Raw genomic sequence first — 26,019 nt, 5'->3', positions numbered from 1 at the left:
GCGGCAATAGTCGCGCTTTTTCCTGAGGGTTTCAATGGAATTATTAGGCATTCATCATGCCGCTATCATTTGTAGTAACTACGCTCACTCAAAGCATTTTTATAAAGAAATTTTAAAACTGCCTGTAATTGATGAGCAGTATCGCAGTGCACGTGATTCTTATAAGCTAGATCTAGCACTGCCAGATGGCAGTCAGATTGAATTATTTTCCTTTCCTGATGCGCCACAAAGACCAAGCTATCCAGAGGCTCAGGGATTACGGCATTTAGCGTTTAAAGTTGCTGATATTGCTAAAGCGAAAGCATATTTAGAACAGCATGGAATTGTAGTTGAAGAAATTAGGCTGGATGAAATCACCGGGAAGCAGTTTACGTTTTTTGCCGATCCCGATGATTTGCCATTAGAGCTATACCAAGTTTAATTTTATTGGAAGCGCTCTTGTAGGTAATTAAACACCGCTCGAATACCCAAAGCTTCACCACCAACAGGACGTCCAGGTAATGCACGTAAGTTCCATGCCATTACATCAAAGTGAACCCAAGACGTGCTCGGTTCAATAAACTCTTTCAAATAAAGCGCTGCGGTAATTGCACCGCCGAATGGAGTTGACGCACAGTTGGCAATATCTGCCACATCACTTTTTAATAATGCTTTATATTGGTCAAACAGCGGAAGTTGCCAAACTGGGTCATGACAACTTTCACCGGCATCTAATAATTTATTGGCAACATCACGGTTGTTCGCAAAAAAACCTGGTAACTCAGTACCAAGGGCAATACGACATGCGCCAGTTAAGGTTGCGAAGTCGATAATAAGTTCTGGATTATCATTTTGCGCTTCAGCTAAAGCATCACACAACACTAAACGACCTTCAGCGTCTGTGTTGTCAATTTCAACCGTGATCCCTTTACGTGTTTTGATCACATCGCCTGGTCTAAATGCATTACGTGATACGGCATTTTCAACCGCAGGTACTAAAACACGTAAACGAATAGGCAGGTTGGCAGCCATGATTAACTGTGCAAGACCAATCACGTGTGCAGCGCCACCCATGTCTTTTTTCATGTTGCGCATGCCCGAACTTGGTTTTAAATCTAAACCACCTGAGTCAAAACAAACCCCCTTACCTACTAGCGTTATTTGAGGTGCATCTTGTGCTCCCCAACGTAAATCTAGCAAGCGAGGTTTATTTTCACTCGCACGACCCACCATATGAATTGTTGGGTAGTTCTGTTCTAAAAGCTCATCTCCAACCCACTCGCTGAAATCACCATCATAGGTGTCTGCTAGGTCTGTCATAACCTGAGATAAATGCTGAGGCATCATATCTGCAGCTGGTGTGTTTACTAGATCACGAACAAGGTTAATTGCATTTGCTTGTTGTGTTAAACGCTCAACAAGGCTTTTATTTTCAATTGCTAATTGCGCGCGTGGTGAAGGCTTTTCTTTGTATTCGCTAAATTCATAGCCGCCTAGCATAAAACCAAGCGCAACCTGTTCTATAAACTTTTCTTCACCTTGTATTTGGTAACAACCAGCAGGCAGTTTTGTCGATAGCTCACCGGCTAACCAAAAATCTTGAAGATCTGCTACTAAACAATAAACGTGAGTAAGCTCACCGGATTCACTGTCGGCAACCAAAGCCAAGCCTTTATTCTTAAAATCGCAATTAGCTAGCCAATTTTGTAGTGCCTTTGATTGTGATTTAAGCCAATCTGAAAGTTGCGCTTTTTCAACGAAAGACAAAGGAATACCCGATGAAGAATGACGAATTAATGAACTCATTAAACGACTCTAAATGAAGAAAAGATAATTAAGCATACCAATAACAAGCAACAAAAGGTATAGCATTCAAGCTATTTAGCTAAATCAAAGAAATAAAAATTATTTTTGATTTTTCTCTTCCGCCTCTTCTTTGGCCACTTGCTGATCGATCTCTTTAATTGACTTGTTGATATTAAAAGAGCTAGGTAAAACATCTACACCAACCCAATGGCCTAACTTCACAACTAAGGGAATTGTTATTGGTGCAAAGGGTAAAACAGCAAAGACACCAAGACCTAAGCCCTTTAAAATATCTAAGAACTGTTCATTAGCGGTATGTAATTCTTCTTTGCTAGCATTACCTTGAGTGTAACGCTTGTAGATATGCAACATTTCTTTGGTTTCTTGCTTTTCTTGTGCAAGTGCAATCTTTAATGCCACCATAGCGCGCTTGAAACGTAATTGCTGACGTCTTTTTGTTATTTTAGCTACCCTAAATGGGGCTCTATGAATGACTTTATATAATCGCATGTTGCTATTCTCACACAGCAAGGGGACTTCACAAAGCATAATTTACTTATATTAATTTTTACATTACCCTGCACACTGTTTTATTACTATTTTAAATTTCACATGCACGAAACTAACCAGCACAGCAATCATAAACCACTAAAACCAGCGCCTGATGAGTGCTGTGGTGGAGGAAGTTGCTGTCCTTGTGTTTGGGATGAGTACCGCGAAAAATTAAAGCAATGGCAATTAAGTAATAAAACACAACAAAAGAAATAAACTTTTACCCCTTCCTTTTAGCTCAAAAATTATACAAACACTCAATTATTAAATTTTTTTTCTAACTAACAGATAAATTTTGACTATTTTTAATCAATTTAAGAATAATTTATCTTCTTAAATTTCATGCACATAATAAAAATAATCACAACAAAACTTCCCTTCCTGTGCCAAAAACAACACACCATTAACAATTTGCAAAATAAATTTACAGTCGGTATAAGTTGTTTACACCAAGTTTAAATACCTATTTGGTGGCATAATCATAACTATTCTAACTGGGGAAGTCAGAATGAAATTAAAAAATAGTGCATTACATCACGCAATTAAGTTTGCGTTAGCTACCACAACGGCTGGACTATTTGTATCAGGTTCAGTTGTTGCCGCAGAGCAAACTGCTGAAGAAACAAAAGTTAATAAAAATGTTGAAAAAATTGCTGTTGTAGGAACACGTTCAGCACCACGCTCAATTGGTGATTCACCGGTACCTATTGATATTATTGGTGGTGAAGAATTAACGAAAGCAGGCAACACAGACATGCTTGAGTTATTAAAGGGCTCAGTTCCATCTTTTAACGTGCATCAAAATCCAATCAGTGACGCAGCGTCACTTGTTCGCCCTGCCAACTTACGTGGTTTGCCATCTGACAGTACATTAGTATTAGTTAACGGCAAACGTCGCCACCGTGCTTCTGTTATTGCATTTTTAGGCGGTGGTATTAACGATGGTGCTCAAGGTGCTGATATTTCGGTAATTCCTAGTATTGCCCTAAAGCAAGTTGAAGTACTTCGTGATGGTGCTGCTGCACAGTATGGTTCTGATGCTATCGCGGGTGTAATGAACTTTGTATTAAAAGATGCCTCTGAAGGCGGCTCTTTTGAGATCCGTAAAGGTGAATACTATGAAGGCGACGGCGATACCACGCAAATCTCTGGTAACGTAGGTCTTCCTTTCACAGATGATGGCTTTGCAAATTTAAGCTTCCAATACAAAACGGCTGACGCAACAAGTCGCTCAGTTCAACGTCCAGATGCAGCTGCACTTGCTGATGCAGGTGTGCCTGATGTCTCTCCGCTTGCGCAAGTTTGGGGTGCACCAGAGGTCGATGACGATATTTCAATTTTCGGTAATATCGGTCTCGATTTAAGTAGTACGTCACAGTTTTACATGTTTGGTAACTACTCTGAGCGTGATGTGCGTGGCGGTTTCTACTATCGTAATCCACATACTCGCCCTGGTGTGTACTCAAATGACGGCGGTGAAACGCTACTTGTTGGTGATTTAACTGGCGACATGAGCGGCAACTGTCCTACTGACATCATGATTGATGATAACGTATTAGATAACCCAGATTACATTAACGGTGTTGCTAACAACCCTGACTGCTTTGCATTTAATGAAATTCTACCTGGCGGTTTTACACCTAACTTTGGTGGTAACATTACAGACACTGCATTAACAATTGGTACTAAAGGTGAAGTAACTAACGGCTTTTTAGAAGGCGCATACTACGACTTAAGTGGTTCTGTCGGTTTTAATGAATCTCGCTATTTCATTTACGATACCATCAATGCTTCGCTTGGTCCTGAAAGCCCGCGTGACTTTAGCCCAGGTAAATACACGCAGTTAGAAAAGAACTTTAACGCTGATTTATCAAAAGGTTTTGACTTTGGTTTAGCTTACGACGTAAACGTAGCCGGTGGTTTAGAATGGCATGAAGAAACATTTACTGTTGTTTCTGGTGATGTGGCATCTTTCACTGCGGGCCCTTTAACAGAGCAAGGTTTTGGTATTGGCTCAAATGGTTTCCCGGGTTTCAAACCTTCTGATGCTGGTGAATACACACGCCGTAACTACGCAGCTTACGTCGATATTGAAGCACCATTTACTGAAGAATTTTTAATGGGCTTAGCGCTTCGTTACGAAGATTATGATACTTTTGGTTCAACCACTAACTATAAGCTAACAGCGCAGTATCACTTAACTGAAGACTTAAATGTTCGTGGTTCATTAAGTACAGGTTTCCGTGCTCCAACCGTTGGTCAGGCTAACGTTAGTAACGTACAAACAAACCTAAGCAGTGGTGTATTAGTGGACTCTGCCCTATTACCACCTACTAACCCGATTGCAGTGCAATTAGGTGGTACAGAGCTTGAGCCAGAAGAGTCGCAAAGCTACACATTTGGTGCAGTTTGGACTTTAGGGGACTTATTCTTAACAGTTGATTATTACAATATCCAAGTTGATGACCGTATCAGTCAATCAGACAAAATTGAGTTAAGCCAAGCGGATAAAGACACACTCGAAGCAGCAGGCGTACCTAACGTACAAAATCTTGCTCAAGTTAGTTTCTTTACCAATGACTTTGATACCACAACGCAAGGTGTTGACCTAGTGGCTAACTATGCAACTGAATTGTTAGGTGGTAGCTCTACATTCAGCTTAGCTTATAACTGGAATGATACTGAAGTAACTAAATCAAGCCCAATCACAGGCGAATTTAAAGTAAGCCGCCTTGAAAATGATTTACCAAATCACCGCGCAACACTTAGCTGGGCGCAACAGTGGGAAGATTTCTCTGCATTTACACGTGTGAACTATTTCGGTGAATACCAAGGTGTGCACGTAGATTACGACGCAACAGCTAAAACAGCTGACGCAGCTGTAACCATTGATGCAGAACTAACGTACTTCTTAACTGAAGAAATCAGTTTCTCTGTGGGTGCACAAAACCTGTTTGACCAAGAAGCTGAAAAACTCGATTTCTTTGATAACACAGGCATTCCAAATAGCAACTGGGGTGGTAAGTACTACGAAACATCTCCATTTGGTATTAACGGCGGTTTCTACTACGTAAAAGCAACCTATACGTTCTAAGCGAGCTTAGGAACTAACCATGCTAAATAAAAAGGCGAAAGACATTTCGCCTTTTTCGTTTTATAGTGAATAAAAATAATAATTTCATCGTAATGTCATGTTGCTAAATAAAGCCAATCAACTCCTTGCTGAAAACAAATTAAAAGAAGCTGAATTTCACTTCAAAGCTTTGTTAGATGCCAATCCTGAAAGTGGTGAAGCTCTATTTGGTTTAGGTAGAATTGCACTACGCTTAGAGCGATATGACGCCGCTGTTTACTTATTACAACGCGCTTGTGAGCGGCTTCCTTATATGCTTGAGCCTTTGCATGCACTTGCAGATGCGTTTAATGGTGTTCACTCTCCAAACGATGCTTTAACTGTACTGGAGTATGCAAAGTCCATCGCCAGTCACAATCCTGAGCCTCATTACTACCTTGCTCAACACTACTTAACTTATGGCGAGCTAGATAAAGCGTACAGCACATTGCAACATGCTTTGACTATGGGTGACTACCCTGTAAAAGCCTATATTTTATTTGAACTTGTGCAGTTTGCTCGGTTTAATCACGAGCAAAACTACATACAAGAACTGCATCAGTTTCTCACACTCACAAATAACTTACGCTTAAAAATGGTTTGTTATTATGCGCTGGGTAAAAGCTACGATATTTTAGACGACACAGACCAAGCATTTAATTACTTTACACTTGCCAACAAACTACAGTTTAAGTTAACAACATTTAAAACAGCAGAGCTTACGCCGTTTTACCAAGATATTATTCAACATAATAGCCAGGCTTTAATCAATTCTCGCGATCGCTTTTTTAGTGGCACCATTACGCCAGTGTTTATTATTGGCATGCCCAGAAGTGGCTCAACATTGGTTGAGCAAATGCTAATAAGCCATGATAGTTTTTCAAGCTTAGGCGAAGATGCAAGCATTAGTAATGAAGTAGTCTCGTATATTGAACAACAAACGCAAACCCCTTACCCTGCTTGCTTGGCAAAGCTTGATCAAGGGCTGATCAATCATGCCCGTAACATCTACATTGAACGAATAAAACAAGCGCCCCAAGTGCGCCCATTTATGATCAACAAACTACCCGCTAATTATCAATCTCTTGGCTTAATATATTTGTTATTTCCAAATGCCAAGTTTATTAATATGCAGCGCGACTACAATGCGGTTGCATGGTCAGTCTTTAGTAATTATTTTGCTGAAAACGAACCCTACTTTTGCTCTCTCACTGAGTTCAAACAGTACTTTGATTTATACACTGAGCTTATGGCACATTGGCAGCACACTATGCCAGAGGCAATTTTTTACCTTAACTATGAACAACTTGTCACAGAGCCAAAGCAAACATTACAATCTTTAAGCGAATTTTTGGCTATTAAATACAGTGATCACTTTTTAGATTTCTATAAATCAAATAAACCTGTGGCTACACTCAGTAAAGCGGCTGTCAGGCAACCGCTTTCAACAAAAGCAACAGAAAAATACAAACGCTACGAAGTGGCAATGCAAAAGCTTATGAGTGGGCCTCAAACCAATTCAGAAGATCAGCAAACTGGTCCTGACGAGCCTGTGGATGAGTAAGCATGTTAATATGGTCATAATCAACTTTATGACCGTATTTGCGCCCATAAATAGTCATAGTTTGTTTACCTATGCCTGACTCAGCCATAAACTTTTCGATATCAATGGGCTGGCACAGTGCTTTGTCTTTAATCCCCGCAACATGCATGATCGGTGGTAACGCTTTATCGGCTAATGCTTTGGCGTAATCAAAACCATCGTCAGTATCGACCCAAGGTTTGCGCTTAGCCCATTGCATACTTTGGTAATGGGATTTACGGGTTTCATCATCACTACCCCACTTAAGTTTTTTAGCAGGAACAAAGCCATGCTTGCGGGCGACTAATGGCGCCAGCCCATACCAAATTAAATTACCTTGAATATACTTGCTCGGATGATGGTTATACAAAGACCGCTTAGAGCCAAAATAAGCACACGCTTTTACATCATCAATCAGCTCAGGAAAACGCGCAAATACACTGTTCATTAACACCCCGCCCCAAGAGTGTGCCACCCAATAACGAGCAGGCTCACCTTCAAGCTGTTTAATCTTTTCTAAAAATGCGGGAATATCTTCTAAAATAGCCTCAGTTTGGCCATACTTTGCATGCTTTGAAATCGCAGGCTTACTCTCTCCACGACCACGTAAATCAGCCACATAGCAAGTATAACCATGTTCAGCTAAAAAAGGGGCCAAGCCTTTATTACTGTGGGTGTAAAAGATTTTGCCATTTTCAACAGCACCATGCATAAAAAACACTGCAGGTCCTTTGGCATCCGTTTTACAGATACGGCGTAAGTGTAATGTTTGGCTTTCGGCGAGCTTTATAAATACTGATTCTTGTTTAATCGTCACGTTTGACCTTTTTATTCTTATAGACTCATCGTACCAGTATTAAGTTACGCCAGTCTATTGGGCAAAGCAAGCATTATGAAATGATAGTCAAGGAACCGCTATGACGTATAAAAGGGCTAAAGTAAGCATTTTTGTTAACACTAACAGCGCTTATCTAAAGCACCAATATCAAGCCTAAGTTAATGTGCCGCCATCATTAAACGTGAAGTAGTCCAAATGGCAAACCGAGAATAACGTTTATAAAATACTCGTTAAAATTTTAATTTATAAGATAATTTCATCCTTCGGATGATGGATTCCATCGTATATTTTAACTGGCTCTAAATCATAGGGGTTAACACCCTCAATACACGCAACATTGATTGCAAATTGATGAGGGTTAGAACGCCTTTGATGATGAGTATATATTCCACATGTTTTACAAAAATAGTGTTTTGCTGCCATGGTGTTAAATTGATAGAGGGTTAAGTTATCCTCGCCTTTAATAATTTTTAGGTTTTCAAGCAAAACAGAAGCAGCAATTGCTCCACGCTTACGACACATAGAACATGAACAACGACGCGGGTCTTCTAAGCCATGTGGCATAATCAGCTCTAACTCTACAGTGCCACAATGACATTTAGCATTATGTACTTTTTTATTTCCATATTGTTACCTCCCATCTGACACTAAAATTTAGAGTTGGGAATTTGATTTGATGTGCTTTATTTCCCCCTTATTCGCATATTTTAAGTATGGTAAAAATAATCTGTTCGGCACTCGTCACCTATCCCGTTTACCAATAAAATTCTTTTCAATTCATATTATGCTTTCCTGAGTTTATTTTTGGTAAGAAGCTTTTGTTTTGTATCTACTTTTTAGGACGTAACATGCGTATAAAGGTGTTATTTGCCAAAATATAATGGTGAAACAATGCAGCCGCGGCATGAAAGCCGATTAAGTAATAACCTAACTCGCCGACTGTTTCATGTATTTCTTTTATAGACTTACCCAACTCCTTGTTTTCACTTGCTAATGCAGGAAGCTCTATACCGAAAAATGGCACTGGTTTTCCTGCCATACTCAATATTAACCAGCCTGCTATTGGCATCGCCAACATAAACACATAAAGCGCAATGTGTACTAATTTAGCTAAAGCATCTTGCCATTTAGCAGGCGTAGGCTGTATTGCGGGTATCGGACCTGCCAATACACGCATAACTATCCTCACAACGACTAAAGCTAAAACTGATAAGCCCAACATAAAGTGCCACATTTTAAAAGCATTACGAGTTTCAGTACCTTTATCAAATAATTCACGTAGCTCAATACTAGCGAAAACAGTAACAATTAAAATAAACATAAGCCAGTGTAAGGCAATTGAAATAGTGCTGTAATGAGTTGTTGTATTTTTAAAATTCATAAAGCCTCGTTTGTACAGAAACGCATTCATAGTAGTACCTAGTTTATATGCGTTTGAAATTCGTGGATTTAGTGTAGCGTTCAATCATTGTTACTTTAATGATCAGAAACATAAACAAGTTATAAATTATCTTGTTTATTTTTTAGCTACTGTCTCACTGTACTTTGCTAACCTTAAAATAAACTTATGTATTTTTTAAAAAATAAATAACAGAAATGAAAAACGGCAAGCTGAACTTACCGTTAAATTTATTGTAGTTAAAATTCAAAGTCTAATGATAGCTAACATATCATCATCTTCTTCGTCCAAGCTAACCTCTTGAAAACCAAAGCTTGAATAGAATTCTTTAGCTACAGGGTTTTTTGGGTCATAACATATTTCGATTTCTTTAACAGTGGGACTCTGCTTTATAGCATCTATTGCTTGCGTTAGTGCTTCCCTACCAATCCCTTTTTTCTGATACCTCTTATCAACCATGAAACGCCAAATTGAAATTTTTGAGGAGTTCTCTAAAACCCACATAAAAAAACCAACTGGCTGACCATTTTGGCAAATCGCTTTGCAGATATACCCTGAGTTATAATGAGCTTCTACAAGAGACCACATGTTGCTAGCAACATACTCTTCTTGCTCATCAGTTACATCTAAATCACAAACAGCTTCGTAATTCGATTTACCTATTTCTTCCAGTGAAATACCCATGTTACTCCTTAACCTTAATAATATTTATTTTTGAACGATTAGTTCAATTCTTTGCCTCAAACCGTCTCGCGTTTCTACTTACGGATGTTTACTTTACGAGGTAATCATTCGATAAAATTAACAAAAAGCAAAGTTCTGTGATTCGCTCTTTATAACAGCTCAGCCCTAGAAACGACATGTTAGTAGCGTCTAAGAGAGCTTGTTATAAATTACTTTCTACCATCTCTTTGATCGTTTTTGCTTTAACAAAGTGATCTAACTTATGAGTTTGGATCCACCATGTAGCCGCTTCCATTAGCAATTCAGGGCAATCATTTTTATTTTTAAAAAAGGCGTAAAATGACAGACCCACATTCTCTCCCTTGCTCTTCATTTTCTTATCGCAAACTTCCAGTATTCTGGCTCTCAATTCTTCCCTCATAAATGTCCTGTCAATCTATTGTTTGTATTTTTAGTGCTACCAGCAGACTTTAACTATGTAACTAACTTTATATTAATAACAAAGATAAAACACTTATCCAGATCAACTTGACCCAGTACGATAGACGCTGATAAAGGCCAGTTAACTTTCTATTTTTCAAACCTTTAGCCATTTTTACTAAATAAAAAATAGCGAGCAAAACTACAATGATTGAAAACACTCTAAACTCAAAAGGAATGTAAGTAGAGACAGGGCTGAATGCGACTATTACTGGGGCAAGTAAAAGAGATAAAAGCATTATAACACCCGCCCATGAGTGTATTTTACAACTCAATGTTGGTGACTGGGTATAAGGGTCTTTATCCATTGGAAAGTAGCCCGCAACCCATGTTCCTATTCCATGGAGCATAATAAGAATACCTGTAACGACAAGAGCAATGTTCGCATTATTAAGCTGTATTAAATGCCAACCAAATAAGCAAAATATAAAACCGAGGGGATAATTATTGATAATAGGTGATAACTTTTCAGTGGGGCTACCCGCAGCGCCTAATTCACTGCAAAATTGGTTTTTATGGTCGTAATTAGGGTAAAACTTAGCCGTTACGAAAACACCTACAGAAATCCAAATCGTAGCAAATAAACCAGATAGCGCAGAGATGGTCTCAAACATAAAAATCCTTTTATAATTAAATACATCTTAATATAGATTGCCGATGAGAATATCCTATTGAGCTTAATTATACTAGCGCAAGCAATTTGCTTATCGCTGCCTGTGACATAAACAAATTCAGTGAGTTATTTATGTTAATGTCAAAACAAGAGTGTAGTAACGCTGTGTTAAGTAATAGGCAAGGCTAGCCCCCACCTAAACAATTGCGACGTAAACACTAAAGCTCATTTAATAAGATGCCATACATTACAGCTTGTTATGAGAACTCTTCTACACGTATCAAACATACTAACCTTTTGCTAGTTATAAAAATATCCACCGTAACTGCGCCAGAGCTAAGATTAATTTGTTACAATCTGCCTTTGATATGGCTAACAGATAGGTTTTCCTTAATGCATCCGCGAAATCGCCACTTAAATGGCTACGACTTTACTTTACTATGCAAAGATACCCCTGCTTTAGCAGCCTTTATAAAGCAAACACCAACGGGCACTGATACGATAGATTTCACCAATGCATTAGCGGTTAAAACCCTCAATCAAGCGTTATTAAAAAGCCATTACAAAATCGATTTTTGGGATTTGCCCGACACCTACCTTTGCCCGCCGGTACCAGGGCGTGTTGATTACATTCATCACTTAGCTGACTTACTAGCAAAAGATAACCAAGGGCATATTCCAACAGGTAAACAGGTAAAAGTGCTTGATGTAGGCACTGGTGCAAATGTGATTTATCCGCTTACTGGTAATCACGAATATGGCTGGCATTTTACAGGTTCAGATATCGATGCCTTATCCGTTAAAATTGCAAAGCAAATTGCACAATTTAATCGACTTAAAATTACTATAAAGCAGCAAAACAATACCAATAAAATGTTTACTGGGGTTATTTCTCATAAAGATGTGTTTCACCTTACTTTATGTAACCCACCATTTCATGCCAGTGAACAACAGGCCAAAGAAGGTACTGAGCGTAAGTGGAAAAACTTAAACCAAGCCCCACAAAAAGAGCTTAATTTTGGTGGCCGACAAAATGAGCTCTGGTGCGAAGGCGGCGAGCGTGAATTTATCAGTAAAATGATCATTGAAAGCCAAGAGTTTGCTGAGCAGTGTATTTGGTTTACGTCGCTGGTTTCTAAGTCTGATACTTTGCCAGCTTTAAAAAAATTGCTTAGTACACTTGATGTGAAAGATGTAAAAATTATTAAAATGGCACAAGGCCAAAAAATAAGTCGCTTCATTGCTTGGAGCTATTTTGACCAAGCCGACCGCCAAGCCATTCTAAACGAACTAGTATAAGGATAATAAGATGATCGACTTTCGTTCAGACACAGTAACTAAACCTACAGCACAGATGCGCGCAGTTATGAATGACGCTGCTGTCGGCGATGATGTTTATGGCGACGACCCAAGTGTTAATCAGCTTGAGCAATATGCTGCTGAGCGTCACGGTTTTGAAAGTGCGCTTTATTGTAGCTCAGGTACGCAAGCTAATTTACTGGCACTAATGGCACATTGTGAGCGTGGCGATGAATACATTTGTGGTCAACAAGCACATAATTACAAATTTGAAGGTGGCGGTGCTGCTGTTTTAGGTTCTATTCAACCGCAACCTATCGAAAATAACCCTGATGGCACCATAGATTTAGACAATGTAGTGGCTGCAATTAAAGCAGATGATTTTCACTTTGCAAAAACCAAATTACTGAGCTTAGAAAACACCATTGGCGGCAAAGTACTCCCGCTTAGCTACCTTAAACAAGCAAGAGAATGTGTAAATAAACATAACCTTGCTCTGCACTTAGACGGGGCCCGTGTGTATAACGCCGCGGTTAAGTTAGGGGTTGATATTAGGGAAATCACCCAATACTTTGATTCAGTGTCTATTTGTTTATCAAAAGGGTTAGGCGCCCCTGTGGGTTCATTATTATTGGGTAACAAAGCACTGATTGATAAAGCGCGCCGCTGGCGTAAAGTGCTCGGAGGTGGTATGCGCCAAGCGGGTATGCTTGCAGCCGCAGGGCAATATGCACTTAAGCATCACGTAGCACGACTTGCTGAGGATCACAATAATGCGGCTTATTTAGCACAGCAGTTAAATTCGTTAGCGGGTTTTGACACATCATCGTTTCAAATTGATACCAACATTGTTTACGCAAATGTTGATGAAAATATCGATTTAAACGCCATGGTAATAGCCCTGAAAAAACAGGGCATACTATTTTCAGCAGGTAAACCACTGCGCTTAGTGACCCATTTAGATGTCACTAAGCAGGATATTGATAGCTTTATTTCGGCGTTATCGGCCGAGATTTAACGCTTCTTTATAGTGTTTGCGGCATACCGACACATAGCGGTCGTTGCCGCCAATTTCTACCTGATTACCGTCGGCAATTGCATTGCCCTGTTCATCTGTGCGCAGTACATGATTCGCTTTACGGCCACAATGACACACCGTTTTTAGCTCAATGAGTTTATCTGCCCAAGCAAGTAGATATTGCGAGCCACTAAATAACTCACCTCTAAAATCGTTACGCAAGCCATAACAAAGTACCGGTATACCTAATTCATCAACCACATCAGTCAGTTGCATAACTTGCTCTTTTGATAAAAACTGACATTCGTCAACTAAAATACAGTGACGCTTTTGTTCGGCATGCAACGATTTAATCAATTCAAATACGTTTTTATCCGCATCAAAAATATGTGCATCAGCTTGTAAACCAATTCGCGATGACACTTTACCCACCCCTGCACGATCATCAATTGCCGCAGTTAAAATAACGGGTTCCATACCTCGTTCACGGTAGTTAAATGCAGATTGTAAAAGTGTTGTCGATTTTCCTGCATTCATCGCAGAATAATAAAAGTACAGCTGTGCCATGAGGTTGCCCATAAAATTAAGTCGCAATATGCTACCTTAATCACGCCGTAACATCACCCTTTCCTTAATGTTTTAAATCACAGTACTTTAATCGGTTACGTTTCGTTGAAGAAGTTGAGCGTAATGCGGGGAGATGGGTTGTTTTGCTAGCTGCTGCCACACTAATTTAGCCGCACTTTCATGTTTTGAATAAAAGTTGTTTGAAAAAGCTAAATAAGCCGTTGTTGTATTAAGCGGCGGAAATACAGGCGCTAATTTATGTTTATGGTATACAGACAAATCAACTTTGTTATTACCGATTTCGCATATTGCTAGCGTTGCATCTGCGTTTCCTGCTATAACTTGATTCACCGCATCTTGTTGCGTAAATGAGTACTCTATAAAAAATGTTTCTTCACTTGCAGCATCACCTATAAATAATCCATTTGGCACAACAAGTGAGAACGCTTTTCGCTGAAACACTTCCCGCGCCCCCCACTTGGTATGAAAGCGCCTATTACCAAGTAAACATTGGCTAAACCGTGTTAGTGCAAATTCGCTAATAGGTTGCTTATTGTTATTAACAGGAAAAGCCGCATAGCTTAACTTTTCGTGATTAAATGCGCTTAGATGAGCATCCATTTCGCCTGTTTTTATTGCTTCGATACAAGATTGCCGTGTTTTTTTGTGCAAAATAAAATTTATCTTAGCAAGGCTATCGTCAATACGTTTTAAAATGTTGAATTGGGTCTGCGCTGCAAAAATGGGGATTTCATTCCGGGCGTTCAAAAACAGTGGCGCTTTCGCAGAATCGGCATAACAAATATTGATAGTCTGTATGCTTCTGGCTTGCGAATAAAATGTGGCAAACACGGCAATGGCTACTACACACCTAATATAAAATAACGTCACTGTGATAATAAACTACGAATTTAGTAAATTAATACCAGTGTAGAAGCCAAATTTAATTTTTACAAAATGCCTTCGTGCCTAAGCAACCACTCTTTTCTACTAAGTCCACCAGCATAACCAGTTAGTTTACCATTTGCGCCAATAATTCGATGGCATGGCACAATTATACTGATGGGGTTTTTGCCATTTGCCGCCCCAACTGCACGCACTGCTTTTGGGTTATTAATTGCCAGCGCAATATCTTGGTAGCTCTTGCTTGCGCCAAATTCAACGTTCATTAATGCACGCCATACTTGCTTTTGAAAGTCTGTGCCTTTGGTATCAAGCGGCACAGTAAACGCAGTACGATCACCGTTAAAATATTCATTCAGCTCGCTAATACAGATTAAAATCGGTGTCAGTGTATGTTCATTCACCTCTTCTGTTTGCATAATCTCAACTGGGTAAAAGCCTACATAGCTAATACCCTTCGAAGTACTTTGGATGGTGATGTTGCCAATGGGGCTTGGCATAATAACTTGTTGCATGCTCATAGTTGCTGCCATAGTTGAAAAGTTAAATATGAACGAAAAGGTGCGCATCGCTCACTATCAAATTCGCTTACGCCAGCGAGGGCTTTTTTAACCCCTAAATCGCCTGCCAGTAAAATATCAGGATGGCTTTGACCGCGCAGTTTGGCGTAATTTACTGTCCATGGGCCAATACCTTTTAGTTCTAGCCAATTATCAAGTTCTTGATTATCTGGGTTTTGATAACAGTAAGCACTTAAACGCCTAAGCGCATCTTTACGCGCCTGTGGCATTTTAAAAAAATCGAGCTCTGAGTTAGCCACCCACTCAGGGCTTGGAAAATAGTGAATGTTGCTGTGCAGATTAAACTCGTTCACAAGCTGCGTCACTAGGTTATGAGCTGCCGTTACACTTACCTGCTGACCAAGGACTGCACGAATACCCGCTTCATAGTCTGACCAAATCCCGGGTAAGCGCAGCCCTTCACTTAGCGGCATAGCACCTTTAAGCTCGGCATTTAAATGCAGCTCTATGGTGTGTGTATCGGCATCCAAATCTAGCACACGTCGAATATTGTTGATCACTTGCTGTAAATAACGGGTGTTATCAATATCAATGGCCACTTTAAAGTGGTTTTTATGCTCAACAAAATGTGCGGTAAATTGCCCTTGGCAATGTTTGTCTTTAAAGGTTCGACCATAGCTCGTTGCAGTTAGCCATTCGAGGCCACTAATCAAACGGCGCTGTAAAAAGCCATGGTGTGCCTGCCAATTATAAGGCGGCCTAAAAGCCAGTGTTAAATTTAATGTCGCAGTTGGCTTTTTATCTGACTTGCGCAGCTTGGACGGGGCCATATTTAATTGCTTCAAAAATGCATCATTAAAGCGTCGGATACTATTAAAACCTGATGCAAATGCGATATCTGCCATCGACAAATCGGTTTCTTGTAATAGCTGCTTGGCAAAATTGCATTGATTAAATAATCGATATTGGGTGATCGAGAGTCCAAAGTATTGATTAAACAAACGACGTAAGTAACGACTCGACACCCCTAGCCTATCGGCTAACAGCTCACAATCGTAGGCTTCACCTTTATCTATGAGTTGCTTAGCACGTAAAGCGGTGGTTTTGGTTCCTAACCATGCAGAACTATTGGGGGCACTGTCAGGGCGACAGCGTATGCAAGGTCTAAAACCAGCTTGCGCGGCTAAATGCGCGTATTGGTAATACTCAACATTTTTTTCTTGCGCAGTCGGTGCGGGGCAAATAGGTCTGCAATAAATGCCCGTGCTTTTAACAGCAACAAAAAATACGCCGTCAAAACGAGCGTCACGGCTTTGCCTCGCTGTTTGCCATTGTTGGCTAGTCATAGTTATTCTCGTTATTCGCTAATATGGTTAGCTTAACTGAATAATTTTTTTTGACTAGCCAGTTTCGGACCTTAACCTATTTGATTAATGTTTATTTAGTTGCTGCTAAATATCGGCGCTCAACTTCAGACCAATTAATAACCTCATAAAATGCTGCGATGTATTCAGGACGTCGATTTTGATATTTCAAATAATAGGCGTGTTCCCATACATCGAGGCCCAGTATAGGTGTGTGATTATGCATCAGAGGGCTATCTTGATTTAGGCTACTTTCAACAACAAGCTGGTTGTTCTTATCAACACATAACCAAGCCCAGCCACTACCAAAGCGACTAACCGCTGCATTTGTAAATTGCTCTTTAAACTTATCAAAGCTACCGAATGCTTCAACAATCGCTGTATTTAATTCACCACTTGGCTGGCCACCGCCGTTTGGTGTCATTACTTGCCAAAATAATGAATGATTATAGTGACCGCCCACATGCTCTTGCACCGCTTTTTGTAATGGCTCAGGAAGTGAGCCTATGGTACGAAGTAACTTTTCAGCATCCTGTTCACTATAGTGGCTGCCTTCTAATGCGGCGTTAGCTTTATTGATATAAGTTTGATGATGGAGTGTATGATGAATTTCCATCGTTTTCGCATCTATATGTGGTTCAAGAGCTTCATAGCTGTATTCTAATGTCGGTAATGTGTAAGCCATCATGTTTCCTTATCATTAATGAAGTAACTGTGTTTTGTGAGGATGATCACTCAATACATGATTTATGCGTGTGATCAATTCAGGAAAATCTGCGGACATTTGGGCAAATTTAACCAATTCAAAATAGGTTTTGTGATGATGATGCAGAACTAGATGCCGTATTTTTTCATTGGGATGGCATAACACCAAACTAAGCTTTTGATGAGCATGGCATAACCAATTACATGCTTTTTCTGGTTGACCCATCACTTTAAACGTATCTGCTAAGTTATGCGTTGCAACAACAAACGCTGGGAAGCAATGTGATAGTGAATCCGCCACTGTAGTGGCTGTAGGGTATATTCGTAAACTGCGCCATTAATGTCTCTGCAATATTTGCAGCGACTGTATAGTGGTCACGGGCAACAACTAAGTCCCCACATTCAAAAGATAAATTACCTTCATAAATTGCCTTTTGCCATGGGGCAAGTGCATCGTCAATTGGTTGATATGTTGGCGCTGTGTGGGATGTTGTTTGAGTCATAAAATCACCTGCACTTAAAACCTGTGTGTTTAAACTACACACAGAAAAGATTAAATGCAAATGATTTTTATTTATACTTTAATTTGTTTTTTACAGCTAAAACGAATTGCTTTTATTGATGCGCAAAATCAATCAGCTCTTGACCTGTTAAGCGGTAGATAATCCACTCATTTTGTGGTTTAGCACCAATGCTGTCATAAAAATCAATAGCAGGCTTATTCCAATCAAGAACAACCCACTCAAAACGACCGCAGTCTTTTTCGAGTGCTTGTTTAGCAAGGTATTGCATAATTTGCTTACCCGCACCTTTACCACGGCTATCTGAACTGACGTAAAGATCTTCTAAATACAAACCATTTTTGCCAAGCCACGTCGAGTAATTATAAAAATACACTGCAAAACCAATTGGCGTATCACCCTCTAAACAAATAACACTGTGAGCCGTTGCGCCTTCACTGAATAACGTCTTTAAAATAGCTTGTTCGTCTGTTTTAACTGCGTCAGGCTCTTTTTCGTAGATAGCGAGCTCGGTAATAAAATGTAGAATTGTTGCGGCATCACTTGCTACTGCCGGACGGATTGTAATTGCGTTACTCACTCTGTATTCCTTTTTACATCATTATTGTAACGCCCAGTTTATAAGGGCTTTAGCATAGTGTAAACGCCCTTTACAGAAATACAGTGCATTAAAAATGGGGCAACTAAACGTTAGCCCCATTTTGCTTTATTTTTATTTACTCATCGACTTATAAAGTACCGGAAGTACAAATAAAGTTAAGAAGGTTGCACTGACTAAACCGCCAACAATAACAGTAGCGAGGGGCTTTTGAATTTCAGCCCCTATTCCTGTACTGAGCAGCATCGGAATAAGCCCCAGCATTGAAGTAAGCGCAGTCATGAGTACGGGTCTTAGCCGTGAAACAGCGCCTTCAAATACCGCTTTATCTTTGCTATCGCCAGCGCTAACTCGTTGGTTAATGCTTTCAACCATCACTACACCGTTCAATACCGCAACGCCAAATAAGGTGATGAAACCAACGGAACTAGGTACTGATAAATATTGTCCAGTGACATACAATGCAATCACCCCACCAATCACAGCCAAAGGAACATTGACAAGAATAAGCACCACTTGCGATAAGTTACTAAAGGCAAAATAAAGCAATAACGCAATGAGTAACAAGGCCACAGGTACTACAATCATCAGCCGCTGTTGTGCCCGTTGCTGGTTTTCGAACTGACCGCCAATAGCTACACTGTAACCACTTGGCAGCTGCATTTTATCAGCAATTGCAGCGCGTATATCGGCAACAACTGACCCCATATCTCGCCCCTGCACATTCGCTTGAATAACCACCCGCCTTTGCACATCATCGCGACGAACTTGTGGAGCGCCTGACTCAATCTGTACATCGGCTACATCCCCCACCCTAACAATGGCCCCCGCAGGGGTTGGCAGTCGAAGATCAGCAATCACATCCGGGTTTTGGCGATAGCTTTTTGCTATGCGCACATAAATATCATAGCGCTCATTAGCATTAATAATTTGCCCTGCTGATTGCCCACCAATACCATGCTGGACTACATCCATTAAATCAGCCACCGATAAACCAAAGCGCGATAATGCTAAACGGTTGGGTTTGACTATGAGCTGTGCTTCACCGCCTATTTGCTCCATCGCGACATCTTTAGCACCAGGTATTTGCTGTACCAGTTGTTCAATTTGTTGACCTTTTTCACTCAACACCGCCAAGTCACTACCGAACAACTTGATTGCTAACTGCGCTTTAACACCCGATAAAAGCTCATCAACTCGGGTAGCTATAGGCTGTGAAAAATTGAACAAAAGTCCAGGGAATTGCTCAAGCTTGGCTTCCATTAGCTGTTGCAATTCAACACGCGTTTTCGCATTTACCCATTGCTCATGCGGCTTTAAGCCTAAATAGATTTCTATGTTGTTAACCGGTTCAGGATCGCCCCCCACTTCAGCACGACCGATTCGGCTCAGCGCATATTCCACTTCGCTAAACTCAAGCAACATGGCTTCAAGCTTTGGTGCAACTGCAATTGCTGTATCAAGGCTTGCAGAGGGAGCAAGTGTCACACGTAGGTTAATAGTGCCTTCTTCAAGCTCTGGCACAAACTCAGTACCCAGCTTTGGTAGCATAACGGCCGCTACAATCAGCAATAACCCAGCAATAGCTAAAACGCTGCGTTTAGCGTGCAATGCTTTTTGTAAAGCCCGTTGATAAAGCATATCGATTGGTTTTAATAAGATGCTTTGCTTTACTGTCACGCCCTTAGCAAATAAGTACACACACAGAGCTGGCACAACAACCAAGGCAACAATCACAGCGCTAATAATCGCCAGCATAATACTCACAGCCATTGGCTGAAATAACTTAGCTTCAACACCTTCAAAGCTAAACAGCGGTAAAAATACCGTTAGAATAATCAAAGAGGCAAAAAAGATTGGTCGTGAAACTTCTTTTGCAGCAGTAGCAACAAGCTCGGCAGGTGATTTATGTTGATTGTTTTTCAATCCTAAATGTCTAAACACATTCTCAACCATCACCACTGAGCCATCTACCAGCATACCGATGGCAACAGCAATACCACCTAACGACATTAAGTTTGCCGATAATCCAAGCCATGCCATTACACTCAGTGCTAAGCCAATCGAAATAGGGATCGACAACAGCACCAAAAATGTTGCTCTTAAATCCAACAAAAATAGCGCTAATACTATGATAATAAATATAAAAGCTAAAAGCAGTGCATCAATAACCGTTTGTACCGCTTGGCTAATAAGCTCTGCTTGGTCGTAAATTGCTTTAAATTCAACTCCCTTTGGCAGTGCTTGATTTATCATCTCGACACGTGCGTTGATGCCATCAATCGTTTGCTTGGTATTAGCACCCATTCGTTTGAGCACGATGCCGGTGACCACCTCACCACGATTGACTATTTCGCCTTTTTCATCACGTTTAGACAAGGTGACAGCACCTTGACGAATTTCACTGCCAAGTTCAACATTCGCAACATCTGCCACTTTAACGACCGTACCATCAATTGTTTTGATAGGCGTTTGTGCAATCTCAGTAAGCCCCTTTTCGCCTGGGGTAAACCAACCTGTACCTCGGATAACAAGTTGTTCTTGACCACGGTTCATATACCAGCCACCGACATTGCTGTTGTTAGCATCTAGCGCATTGCTGACATCTTGTTGTGTTAAGTCATAAGCTAATAACTTATTGGGGTTTAAATTTACTTGATACTGCTTTACCTCGCCGCCAAATGACAAAATATCGGTCACACCATCAATGGGTAAAATAAGTAATTTAACAACCCAATCATTTAAACTACGCAGTGCCATGCTATCAATGTTTGCACTCGGCTTTGCTTCAAGTAAATACTGATAGACTTGTCCAAGCCCCTGAAGTGTTAGGGCCCATGGTTGGCATACCTACACCAGTTGGGATCAGCTCTTTAGCAGATTGCAAACGTTCAAAAACAAGTTGCCTAGCAAAGTAAATATCAACGCCTTCTTTAAACACCACAGTGACGCCCGATAAACCCGTTTTAGAAATAGAACGAACCTGTTCTACATCGGGCAGTGCATACATCACGGCTTCTATCGGGTATGTGATCAGTTGCTCTACTTCTTCAGCCGCGAGCCCTGGCGCTTCAGTGTTAACTGCAACTTGCACATTGGTCACATCAGGAAACGCATCTAGATTTAGTTTTGGGATCATAAATGCACTCACTGCAATTGCAGCAAGCAAGGCCAACACCACCAGTAAACGGCTCTTTATCACCGCCTCTATTAATAAATTAAACATGCGTCACCTCTAGTGGTTATGCGGATCGAATCCGCCTTTAGCTAGCTGTGAGGCAATAAAAAAAGCACCTTGCGTGACAATTTCAAGCCCTGCTTCAATATCAAACACTTCGCGATAATCACCAAAACTTCGACCTAGGGTCACTTCTTTTGCGATAAAGCCACCATCATCATCAACAACGAACAATTGCCAGTCGCCATCGGCACTGCGTGTTAACGCATTTTCCGGTACGGCAAGTACCGCTTGCTCTGTTTCAAAATGGAAGTACACATCCGCAAACATGCCAGGATGCAAACTATGTTGCGTGTTTTTTACTTCGAGCCTAACTGTTCGCGAGCGTGTTTGTTCATCAATCGTATGCGCTTCTTGAATAACTGTTGCTTGATAGCGATGGCCGTTTACTTCTAACAGCGCCTTAGAACCATTACTGATAGTACGGTCTTGATTAGCTGAAAGCTGTGCGGCAACCCAAAGCGCTGATTCATCGGCAATCAGCATCAGCTCAATCCCCGAATCAACACGCTGACCTTGAGCAAAGTTATCAGTTAAAACAGCACCCGATGTTTGTGCAAACAAGGTATATTCACCGAGCTTTTCAGGCGCTATGGTGAGTGTTTGCGCAATGGCTTGTTTCGATAAACCAATGGCAACAAGTCGGCTATAGGCGACTTCATATTCGGCTTTAGCGGTCAGGATTTGCTTTTCGCTCAGTGTGCCGCGTGTCATTTTAGTGACTCGTTGCCACTCAGCTTCTGCTAATCTAAATTCAGTTTGTTGGCTGGCAACTTCACCGCTAAATAAGGTGACTAAAGAATCTCCTTTATTTACGTGTTGCCCCAGCAAGGCATGGCGCTTTACAACAATTGAATCAACACGCGGTGATACCACATAACTGGCATAGCCATTGGCTTTAATTTCACCTGGGGCATACAAGGTTTGATTGTGTGTTTTTAGTACAAGGCGTTCAACTTTTATATTAGCCAGTTGCTGTTGTTGCTCAGTTAAACTGACTTCATTAGTTTGCTCAGCTTGCTCATTTTCTTGGTGATCATGCTCCAGCTCTGAAGCATGATTATTTGTCACATACATAAAACATACGCACAGCAATGCGTAACGCATAAAATTTCTTAAATACATATATTGTCTCTTACTTAAAATGGGCTAAGCCCAAATAAAATCTAAAAAGGGTTTTGGATTAAGTAAGAGGAAAAATTGGTGGGCGATGTAGCGGTGCTAAGTCAGCCGATTTGAAATTTAAATCGAGTGATTCTATTTTAGTGAAATAGACATCAGTAGGCTCAGACAGGTGTAGCGTATCTACAAATGCAGGGCTATGACAAACGTGACAATGGCCTTTCTCAGCTGAGTCAGATAACTGTTTTGCAAGCTCAGCATGCTCAGCTTGGTGTAGCTGATGATCGCCATTGACAGCGCAATGGGCTTCAAGGTCGATTTCTTCTGATAGTAGTACCGAAGCCTGATTAAACGCAGCATTATGATCGGCCACATCAAAGCTATCCAGCAATGGCTGGAGCAATAATACGCTAATCAAAATAAACAATGCAGCTTTCACACAGAACCTAAAATTAAACCTAAAAATTGGTACAACGGCGCTAAATTAACAAATCCACCTGCATTTGAACAGTAAATTATTCGTGTACGCAAGTAAATGATTACAAACATTTCAAAACGCGTATTCGCATGATATAAAAATAAAGCAAATCAATAACTCGGTAATTTTTATGGGACACGGACACCACCATCATCACGATACAAATAACCAAAGCACCCGCCAACTCATGCTGGCTGTTGCGATTAATGTGTTATTGACTGTCGCTCAGGTGATTGGCGGACTTGTTTCTGGAAGCTTATCCTTAATTGCCGATGCATTACATAATTTAAGCGATGCGTCGTCACTCTTTATTGCTTTGATTGCGCGTAAAATTGGTGCAAAACCTGCTAATGACCGCTACCAATATGGTTATAAACGCGCCGAGATCCTTGCAACTTTATTTAACAGCCTAAGTTTAATTGTGATTGGTGGTTATCTGATTGTTGAAGCCATCTCCAACTATTTAAATCCTCAGCCCATTGACGGCTGGATCGTCATTTGGGTTGCGGGTCTTGCGCTTGTTATTGACCTAGTCACCGCCCTATTAACTTACAAAGCGGGTGCAAAAGACAGTATGAACATTCGTGCCGCGTTTATTCATAACATTTCGGATGCAATGGCTTCGGTGGTGGTGATAATCGCCGGTACCTTAATCATTTTGTATCAGTGGTATATTGTTGATTTAATTGCCACTATGTTGATTTCTATGTATGTCATTTATCACGGTATTTTACTGTTAATTGCGAGTAGCAAAATTTTGATGCAAGCAGCCCCTGATAATTTTAACAAAACAAAAACTATCACTGGGCTTAAAGCAGAATTTGCAATCACTGATGTTGATTACCTTAAAACATGGCAGATAGATGACCATCACATTCATTGCGAGCTTAAATTTAGTGCTAAGCAAAACATCAATAACGATGAAATTCGTCACTTTTTACATGCTAATTTTGCCATCGAAAGCTGTACCATTGAACAAGTTTTAGTGTAAATGTTACGCGTTATCATTTACTATTCAGTTTTGTTTTAACAGCAAACTGAAGGAACAAACCTTGTTGAAGTTGTGGTTACGTCGTACACATTTATTGCTTGCCTTAATAAGCGGTTTATTTTTAATTTGTTTAAGCATGACCGGTGCCTTGCTTATTTACGCAAAAGACATTCAACACCTCACTCAAAGCGATAAGTGGACAGTTACCCCAGCAACATCAACACTTGATTTTGATAGCCTTATCAAACACGTTTCAGCTTCAACTGAGCAACCCGTTACCCTGCTAATGCCAGAGCAGCGCAATGACCTTGCGTGGCAATTACAGCTTGCCAATAACCGTTACGTGAGTGTTAACCCTTACACTGGCCAAATTTTATATGAATACGATTACTACAGCACTATTTATGGCTTTACCATGGCTTTGCATCGTTGGCTGCTTTATGAAGATGGTGATAAAAACCGCCCTTTAAGAAACTGGGTATCTGTGTGCGCGCTCATTCTTATTATTGAAATTTTGCTTGGCTTTTATATCTGGGTTAAACCAAAAAATCGTATGAAACGCTTGGCTATTAAGCGTAAAGCAAAGTTTAGAGTATTGATGTATCAGCTACATACCGTTCTAGGCGTATATTTTTTAATTCCACTCATTTTAATTGCCTATACAGGTATGGCGTTTAACTGGAAAGAACAAACAAAAGCCGTATTAGAGTTTGTGATGCAAGGCACTGTTGAAGACAGACCTAAACCTCCGGCGGTGATCCCTCCTTCAGAGAACGCGCCTCATCAAGTTCAAAAAGCATTTGATAATGCGCTAACCGTATTTCCGAAAGGTCAGTTATTTAGAATTTACTTACCTAAAAAACCAAGTGACAACATTGGTTTTAGGATAGAGAACCCAGGTGAAAGTCATGCTTATAGTTGGGTATGGGCAAACCCATATTCAGCGGATATTGTCACAAGTTATGATGCTAGTAAAAGCTCTTGGGCCACACAAACATGGAACTTTAAATATAAGTTTCATATAGGTGATTTTGCAGGACCGATTGTGCAGTTACTGTGGTTAATACTTGCTCTTTCACCTTTATTTTTTGTGGTTTCGGGCGTTTACTTTTGGTACAAGAGGCATAATAAGTAGCAAGCTTTTAATCTTGATTGCTCTTTTTCATATGGACTGATTATGAAAACTAAACTCAAAAACGCATTCAATTACGAAATGCTGCAGGCAAAATCAGCATACAGTAACGGCGAATACACGCAGGCTTTTACACATCTAGAAAGAGCACATATTCTAGGCCAGTCTTATATTATTCCTCACACATTATCGCACTGGTGGATGTGTAAAATTGGTTTTAAAACACATAATAACAAAGAAGTTATCGGCCAGTTTATGCGCATTTTTGCATCGGTTATATTTTCTCGTTTATGGGTTCCTAAGGGAAATACAGGGGGAACTGACGTTAATCCATTTAAAGTAATGCCAGTACCTGAGGACTTAAAACAGTACCTAGACTGATTCACTACCCAAGGTACTAGTAACTATATTTATATTTTTATTTCTTACCTATTATTGCAAATCATTATCATTACTCTTGCCTTTACACTTCTTTACATTTACACTTCTGCCCCACTAAACAGTCTATTTATCTTTT

At 40.3% G+C, this 26,019-nt stretch carries 27 protein-coding genes and 1 pseudogene; 9 read left to right on the top strand and 19 right to left on the bottom strand.

Features of this window, described 5'->3' with window-relative positions:
- Positions 1–34 precede the first annotated feature (34 nt).
- The gene (locus L0Z67_RS19435; RefSeq protein ID WP_392353274.1) at positions 35–421 is read left to right on the top strand and encodes a VOC family protein; all 387 of its coding nucleotides are present in this window, start codon (positions 35–37) and stop codon (positions 419–421) included.
- Between the two features lie 2 nt (positions 422–423).
- Here L0Z67_RS19435 and L0Z67_RS19430 read toward each other — a convergent pair whose 3' ends face one another.
- Positions 424–1,785: a M17 family metallopeptidase gene (locus L0Z67_RS19430; protein WP_062567974.1), complete on the bottom strand. Its 1,362-nt coding sequence runs from the start codon at positions 1,783–1,785 to the stop codon at positions 424–426.
- Between the two features lie 99 nt (positions 1,786–1,884).
- Positions 1,885–2,295: a hypothetical protein gene (locus L0Z67_RS19425; RefSeq protein ID WP_062567975.1), complete on the bottom strand. Its 411-nt coding sequence runs from the start codon at positions 2,293–2,295 to the stop codon at positions 1,885–1,887.
- 102 nt (positions 2,296–2,397) lie between these two features.
- Here L0Z67_RS19425 and L0Z67_RS19420 point away from each other — a divergent pair, with 102 nt between their 5' ends.
- The 3 genes from L0Z67_RS19420 to L0Z67_RS19410 all read left to right on the top strand — a co-directional run bounded on the left by L0Z67_RS19420 (position 2,398) and on the right by L0Z67_RS19410 (position 7,013).
- Entirely contained in the window at positions 2,398–2,553 is a 156-nt protein-coding gene (locus L0Z67_RS19420; protein WP_392353272.1) for an oxidoreductase-like domain-containing protein, read from the top strand.
- A gap of 292 nt (positions 2,554–2,845) precedes the next feature.
- The gene (locus L0Z67_RS19415) at positions 2,846–5,431 is read left to right on the top strand and encodes a TonB-dependent receptor plug domain-containing protein (RefSeq protein WP_392353271.1); all 2,586 of its coding nucleotides are present in this window, start codon (positions 2,846–2,848) and stop codon (positions 5,429–5,431) included.
- A 97-nt stretch (positions 5,432–5,528) separates the two neighbouring features.
- Complete coding sequence (locus L0Z67_RS19410; protein WP_392353270.1) at positions 5,529–7,013, top strand: tetratricopeptide repeat-containing sulfotransferase family protein; 1,485 nt, start codon at positions 5,529–5,531, stop codon at positions 7,011–7,013.
- On the opposite strand, the gene L0Z67_RS19405 is transcribed toward L0Z67_RS19410, so the two are convergent.
- The 6 genes from L0Z67_RS19405 to L0Z67_RS19380 form a co-directional block, all read right to left on the bottom strand.
- A complete protein-coding gene (locus L0Z67_RS19405; RefSeq protein ID WP_392353269.1) occupies positions 6,946–7,848 on the bottom strand; it encodes an alpha/beta fold hydrolase in 903 nt (300 codons plus the stop codon). The two genes, L0Z67_RS19410 and L0Z67_RS19405, sit on opposite strands and share 68 nt — an antisense overlap.
- Before the next feature lie 264 nt (positions 7,849–8,112).
- On the bottom strand, positions 8,113–8,439 hold the full coding sequence (locus L0Z67_RS19400) for a GFA family protein (RefSeq protein ID WP_237115705.1): 327 nt from the start codon (positions 8,437–8,439) through the stop codon (positions 8,113–8,115).
- A gap of 259 nt (positions 8,440–8,698) precedes the next feature.
- Positions 8,699–9,250 (bottom strand): cytochrome b, encoded by a 552-nt coding sequence (locus L0Z67_RS19395; protein ID WP_392353850.1) that lies wholly within the window; start codon positions 9,248–9,250, stop codon positions 8,699–8,701.
- A 264-nt stretch (positions 9,251–9,514) separates the two neighbouring features.
- Positions 9,515–9,952, bottom strand: coding sequence for a GNAT family N-acetyltransferase (locus tag L0Z67_RS19390; protein ID WP_392353267.1), 438 nt, complete (start codon positions 9,950–9,952; stop codon positions 9,515–9,517).
- A gap of 202 nt (positions 9,953–10,154) precedes the next feature.
- Positions 10,155–10,373, bottom strand: a complete 219-nt coding sequence (locus L0Z67_RS19385) for a DUF6500 family protein (protein WP_062567981.1) — start codon at positions 10,371–10,373, stop codon at positions 10,155–10,157.
- Between the two features lie 67 nt (positions 10,374–10,440).
- Positions 10,441–11,046 carry a DUF998 domain-containing protein gene (locus L0Z67_RS19380; protein WP_237127446.1) on the bottom strand — a complete coding sequence of 202 codons (606 nt, stop codon included), beginning with the start codon at positions 11,044–11,046 and terminating at the stop codon, positions 10,441–10,443.
- Positions 11,047–11,438: 392 nt separating this feature from the next.
- Between L0Z67_RS19380 and rlmF the strand changes: the two genes are divergently transcribed.
- Positions 11,439–12,344, top strand: coding sequence for a 23S rRNA (adenine(1618)-N(6))-methyltransferase RlmF (gene rlmF / locus L0Z67_RS19375; RefSeq protein ID WP_392353265.1), 906 nt, complete (start codon positions 11,439–11,441; stop codon positions 12,342–12,344).
- 10 nt (positions 12,345–12,354) lie between these two features.
- Positions 12,355–13,362, top strand: coding sequence for a low-specificity L-threonine aldolase (gene ltaE, locus L0Z67_RS19370; RefSeq protein WP_237127444.1), 1,008 nt, complete (start codon positions 12,355–12,357; stop codon positions 13,360–13,362).
- Here ltaE and L0Z67_RS19365 read toward each other — a convergent pair.
- The 11 genes and pseudogenes from L0Z67_RS19365 to L0Z67_RS19315 all read right to left on the bottom strand — a co-directional run bounded on the left by L0Z67_RS19365 (position 13,345) and on the right by L0Z67_RS19315 (position 23,340).
- Entirely contained in the window at positions 13,345–13,929 is a 585-nt protein-coding gene (locus L0Z67_RS19365) for a thymidine kinase (RefSeq protein ID WP_062568177.1), read from the bottom strand. The two genes, ltaE and L0Z67_RS19365, sit on opposite strands and share 18 nt — an antisense overlap.
- 87 nt (positions 13,930–14,016) lie before the next feature.
- On the bottom strand, positions 14,017–14,781 hold the full coding sequence (locus L0Z67_RS19360; RefSeq protein ID WP_405128741.1) for a hypothetical protein: 765 nt from the start codon (positions 14,779–14,781) through the stop codon (positions 14,017–14,019).
- A 98-nt stretch (positions 14,782–14,879) separates the two neighbouring features.
- Complete coding sequence (locus L0Z67_RS19355; RefSeq protein WP_062567986.1) at positions 14,880–15,353, bottom strand: methylated-DNA--[protein]-cysteine S-methyltransferase; 474 nt, start codon at positions 15,351–15,353, stop codon at positions 14,880–14,882.
- Positions 15,350–16,699: a DNA-3-methyladenine glycosylase 2 family protein gene (locus tag L0Z67_RS19350; RefSeq protein ID WP_062567987.1), complete on the bottom strand. Its 1,350-nt coding sequence runs from the start codon at positions 16,697–16,699 to the stop codon at positions 15,350–15,352. Before L0Z67_RS19350 ends, L0Z67_RS19355 begins: the two co-directional genes overlap by 4 nt.
- A gap of 91 nt (positions 16,700–16,790) precedes the next feature.
- A complete protein-coding gene (locus L0Z67_RS19345) occupies positions 16,791–17,402 on the bottom strand; it encodes a superoxide dismutase (protein WP_237127441.1) in 612 nt (203 codons plus the stop codon).
- A gap of 15 nt (positions 17,403–17,417) precedes the next feature.
- Entirely contained in the window at positions 17,418–17,723 is a 306-nt protein-coding gene (locus tag L0Z67_RS19340) for a hypothetical protein (protein WP_392353260.1), read from the bottom strand.
- On the bottom strand, positions 17,671–17,925 hold the full coding sequence (locus L0Z67_RS19335) for a hypothetical protein (RefSeq protein ID WP_392353258.1): 255 nt from the start codon (positions 17,923–17,925) through the stop codon (positions 17,671–17,673). Before L0Z67_RS19335 ends, L0Z67_RS19340 begins: the two co-directional genes overlap by 53 nt.
- Before the next feature lie 112 nt (positions 17,926–18,037).
- Entirely contained in the window at positions 18,038–18,523 is a 486-nt protein-coding gene (locus L0Z67_RS19330) for a GNAT family N-acetyltransferase (RefSeq protein WP_062567990.1), read from the bottom strand.
- A gap of 132 nt (positions 18,524–18,655) precedes the next feature.
- Positions 18,656–21,767 (bottom strand): annotated as a pseudogene (locus L0Z67_RS19325) (efflux RND transporter permease subunit).
- A gap of 9 nt (positions 21,768–21,776) precedes the next feature.
- The gene (locus L0Z67_RS19320) at positions 21,777–22,904 is read right to left on the bottom strand and encodes an efflux RND transporter periplasmic adaptor subunit (RefSeq protein ID WP_083515258.1); all 1,128 of its coding nucleotides are present in this window, start codon (positions 22,902–22,904) and stop codon (positions 21,777–21,779) included.
- Positions 22,905–22,962: 58 nt separating this feature from the next.
- Positions 22,963–23,340, bottom strand: coding sequence for a hypothetical protein (locus L0Z67_RS19315; protein WP_237115628.1), 378 nt, complete (start codon positions 23,338–23,340; stop codon positions 22,963–22,965).
- A gap of 169 nt (positions 23,341–23,509) precedes the next feature.
- Between L0Z67_RS19315 and L0Z67_RS19310 the strand changes: the two genes are divergently transcribed.
- From L0Z67_RS19310 to L0Z67_RS19300, 3 genes are all read left to right on the top strand, one after another.
- A complete protein-coding gene (locus L0Z67_RS19310; protein WP_237115629.1) occupies positions 23,510–24,370 on the top strand; it encodes a cation diffusion facilitator family transporter in 861 nt (286 codons plus the stop codon).
- A gap of 64 nt (positions 24,371–24,434) precedes the next feature.
- Positions 24,435–25,505, top strand: coding sequence for a PepSY-associated TM helix domain-containing protein (locus L0Z67_RS19305; RefSeq protein WP_392353847.1), 1,071 nt, complete (start codon positions 24,435–24,437; stop codon positions 25,503–25,505).
- Positions 25,506–25,547: 42 nt separating this feature from the next.
- Positions 25,548–25,883, top strand: coding sequence for a DUF3703 domain-containing protein (locus L0Z67_RS19300; protein ID WP_237115630.1), 336 nt, complete (start codon positions 25,548–25,550; stop codon positions 25,881–25,883).
- The last annotated feature ends 136 nt before the right edge of the window (positions 25,884–26,019 follow it).

This window comes from Pseudoalteromonas sp. PB2-1 (genome assembly GCF_045040605.1).
GTDB classification, from domain to species: Bacteria; Pseudomonadota; Gammaproteobacteria; order Enterobacterales; family Alteromonadaceae; genus Pseudoalteromonas; species Pseudoalteromonas arabiensis.
Note: the sequence above shows the minus strand (reverse complement) of the source record. Positions and strands in the feature narration are given on the sequence as shown.

Coding starts and splice junctions, on each gene's coding strand:
- L0Z67_RS19300 (WP_237115630.1), top strand. CDS start 25,548: ATGAAAACTAAACTCAAAAACGCATTCAATTACGAAATGCTGCAGGCA.
- L0Z67_RS19430 (WP_062567974.1), bottom strand. CDS start 1,785: ATGAGTTCATTAATTCGTCATTCTTCATCGGGTATTCCTTTGTCTTTC.
- L0Z67_RS19390 (WP_392353267.1), bottom strand. CDS start 9,952: ATGGGTATTTCACTGGAAGAAATAGGTAAATCGAATTACGAAGCTGTT.
- L0Z67_RS19310 (WP_237115629.1), top strand. CDS start 23,510: ATGGGACACGGACACCACCATCATCACGATACAAATAACCAAAGCACC.
- L0Z67_RS19425 (WP_062567975.1), bottom strand. CDS start 2,295: ATGCGATTATATAAAGTCATTCATAGAGCCCCATTTAGGGTAGCTAAA.
- L0Z67_RS19415 (WP_392353271.1), top strand. CDS start 2,846: ATGAAATTAAAAAATAGTGCATTACATCACGCAATTAAGTTTGCGTTA.
- L0Z67_RS19320 (WP_083515258.1), bottom strand. CDS start 22,904: ATGTATTTAAGAAATTTTATGCGTTACGCATTGCTGTGCGTATGTTTT.
- L0Z67_RS19420 (WP_392353272.1), top strand. CDS start 2,398: ATGCACGAAACTAACCAGCACAGCAATCATAAACCACTAAAACCAGCG.
- L0Z67_RS19335 (WP_392353258.1), bottom strand. CDS start 17,925: ATGACTCAAACAACATCCCACACAGCGCCAACATATCAACCAATTGAC.
- L0Z67_RS19345 (WP_237127441.1), bottom strand. CDS start 17,402: ATGGCTTACACATTACCGACATTAGAATACAGCTATGAAGCTCTTGAA.
- L0Z67_RS19365 (WP_062568177.1), bottom strand. CDS start 13,929: ATGGCACAGCTGTACTTTTATTATTCTGCGATGAATGCAGGAAAATCG.
- L0Z67_RS19395 (WP_392353850.1), bottom strand. CDS start 9,250: ATGAATTTTAAAAATACAACAACTCATTACAGCACTATTTCAATTGCC.
- L0Z67_RS19435 (WP_392353274.1), top strand. CDS start 35: ATGGAATTATTAGGCATTCATCATGCCGCTATCATTTGTAGTAACTAC.
- L0Z67_RS19350 (WP_062567987.1), bottom strand. CDS start 16,699: ATGACTAGCCAACAATGGCAAACAGCGAGGCAAAGCCGTGACGCTCGT.
- L0Z67_RS19380 (WP_237127446.1), bottom strand. CDS start 11,046: ATGTTTGAGACCATCTCTGCGCTATCTGGTTTATTTGCTACGATTTGG.
- ltaE (WP_237127444.1), top strand. CDS start 12,355: ATGATCGACTTTCGTTCAGACACAGTAACTAAACCTACAGCACAGATG.
- L0Z67_RS19385 (WP_062567981.1), bottom strand. CDS start 10,373: ATGAGGGAAGAATTGAGAGCCAGAATACTGGAAGTTTGCGATAAGAAA.
- L0Z67_RS19410 (WP_392353270.1), top strand. CDS start 5,529: ATGTTGCTAAATAAAGCCAATCAACTCCTTGCTGAAAACAAATTAAAA.
- rlmF (WP_392353265.1), top strand. CDS start 11,439: ATGCATCCGCGAAATCGCCACTTAAATGGCTACGACTTTACTTTACTA.
- L0Z67_RS19355 (WP_062567986.1), bottom strand. CDS start 15,353: ATGAGCATGCAACAAGTTATTATGCCAAGCCCCATTGGCAACATCACC.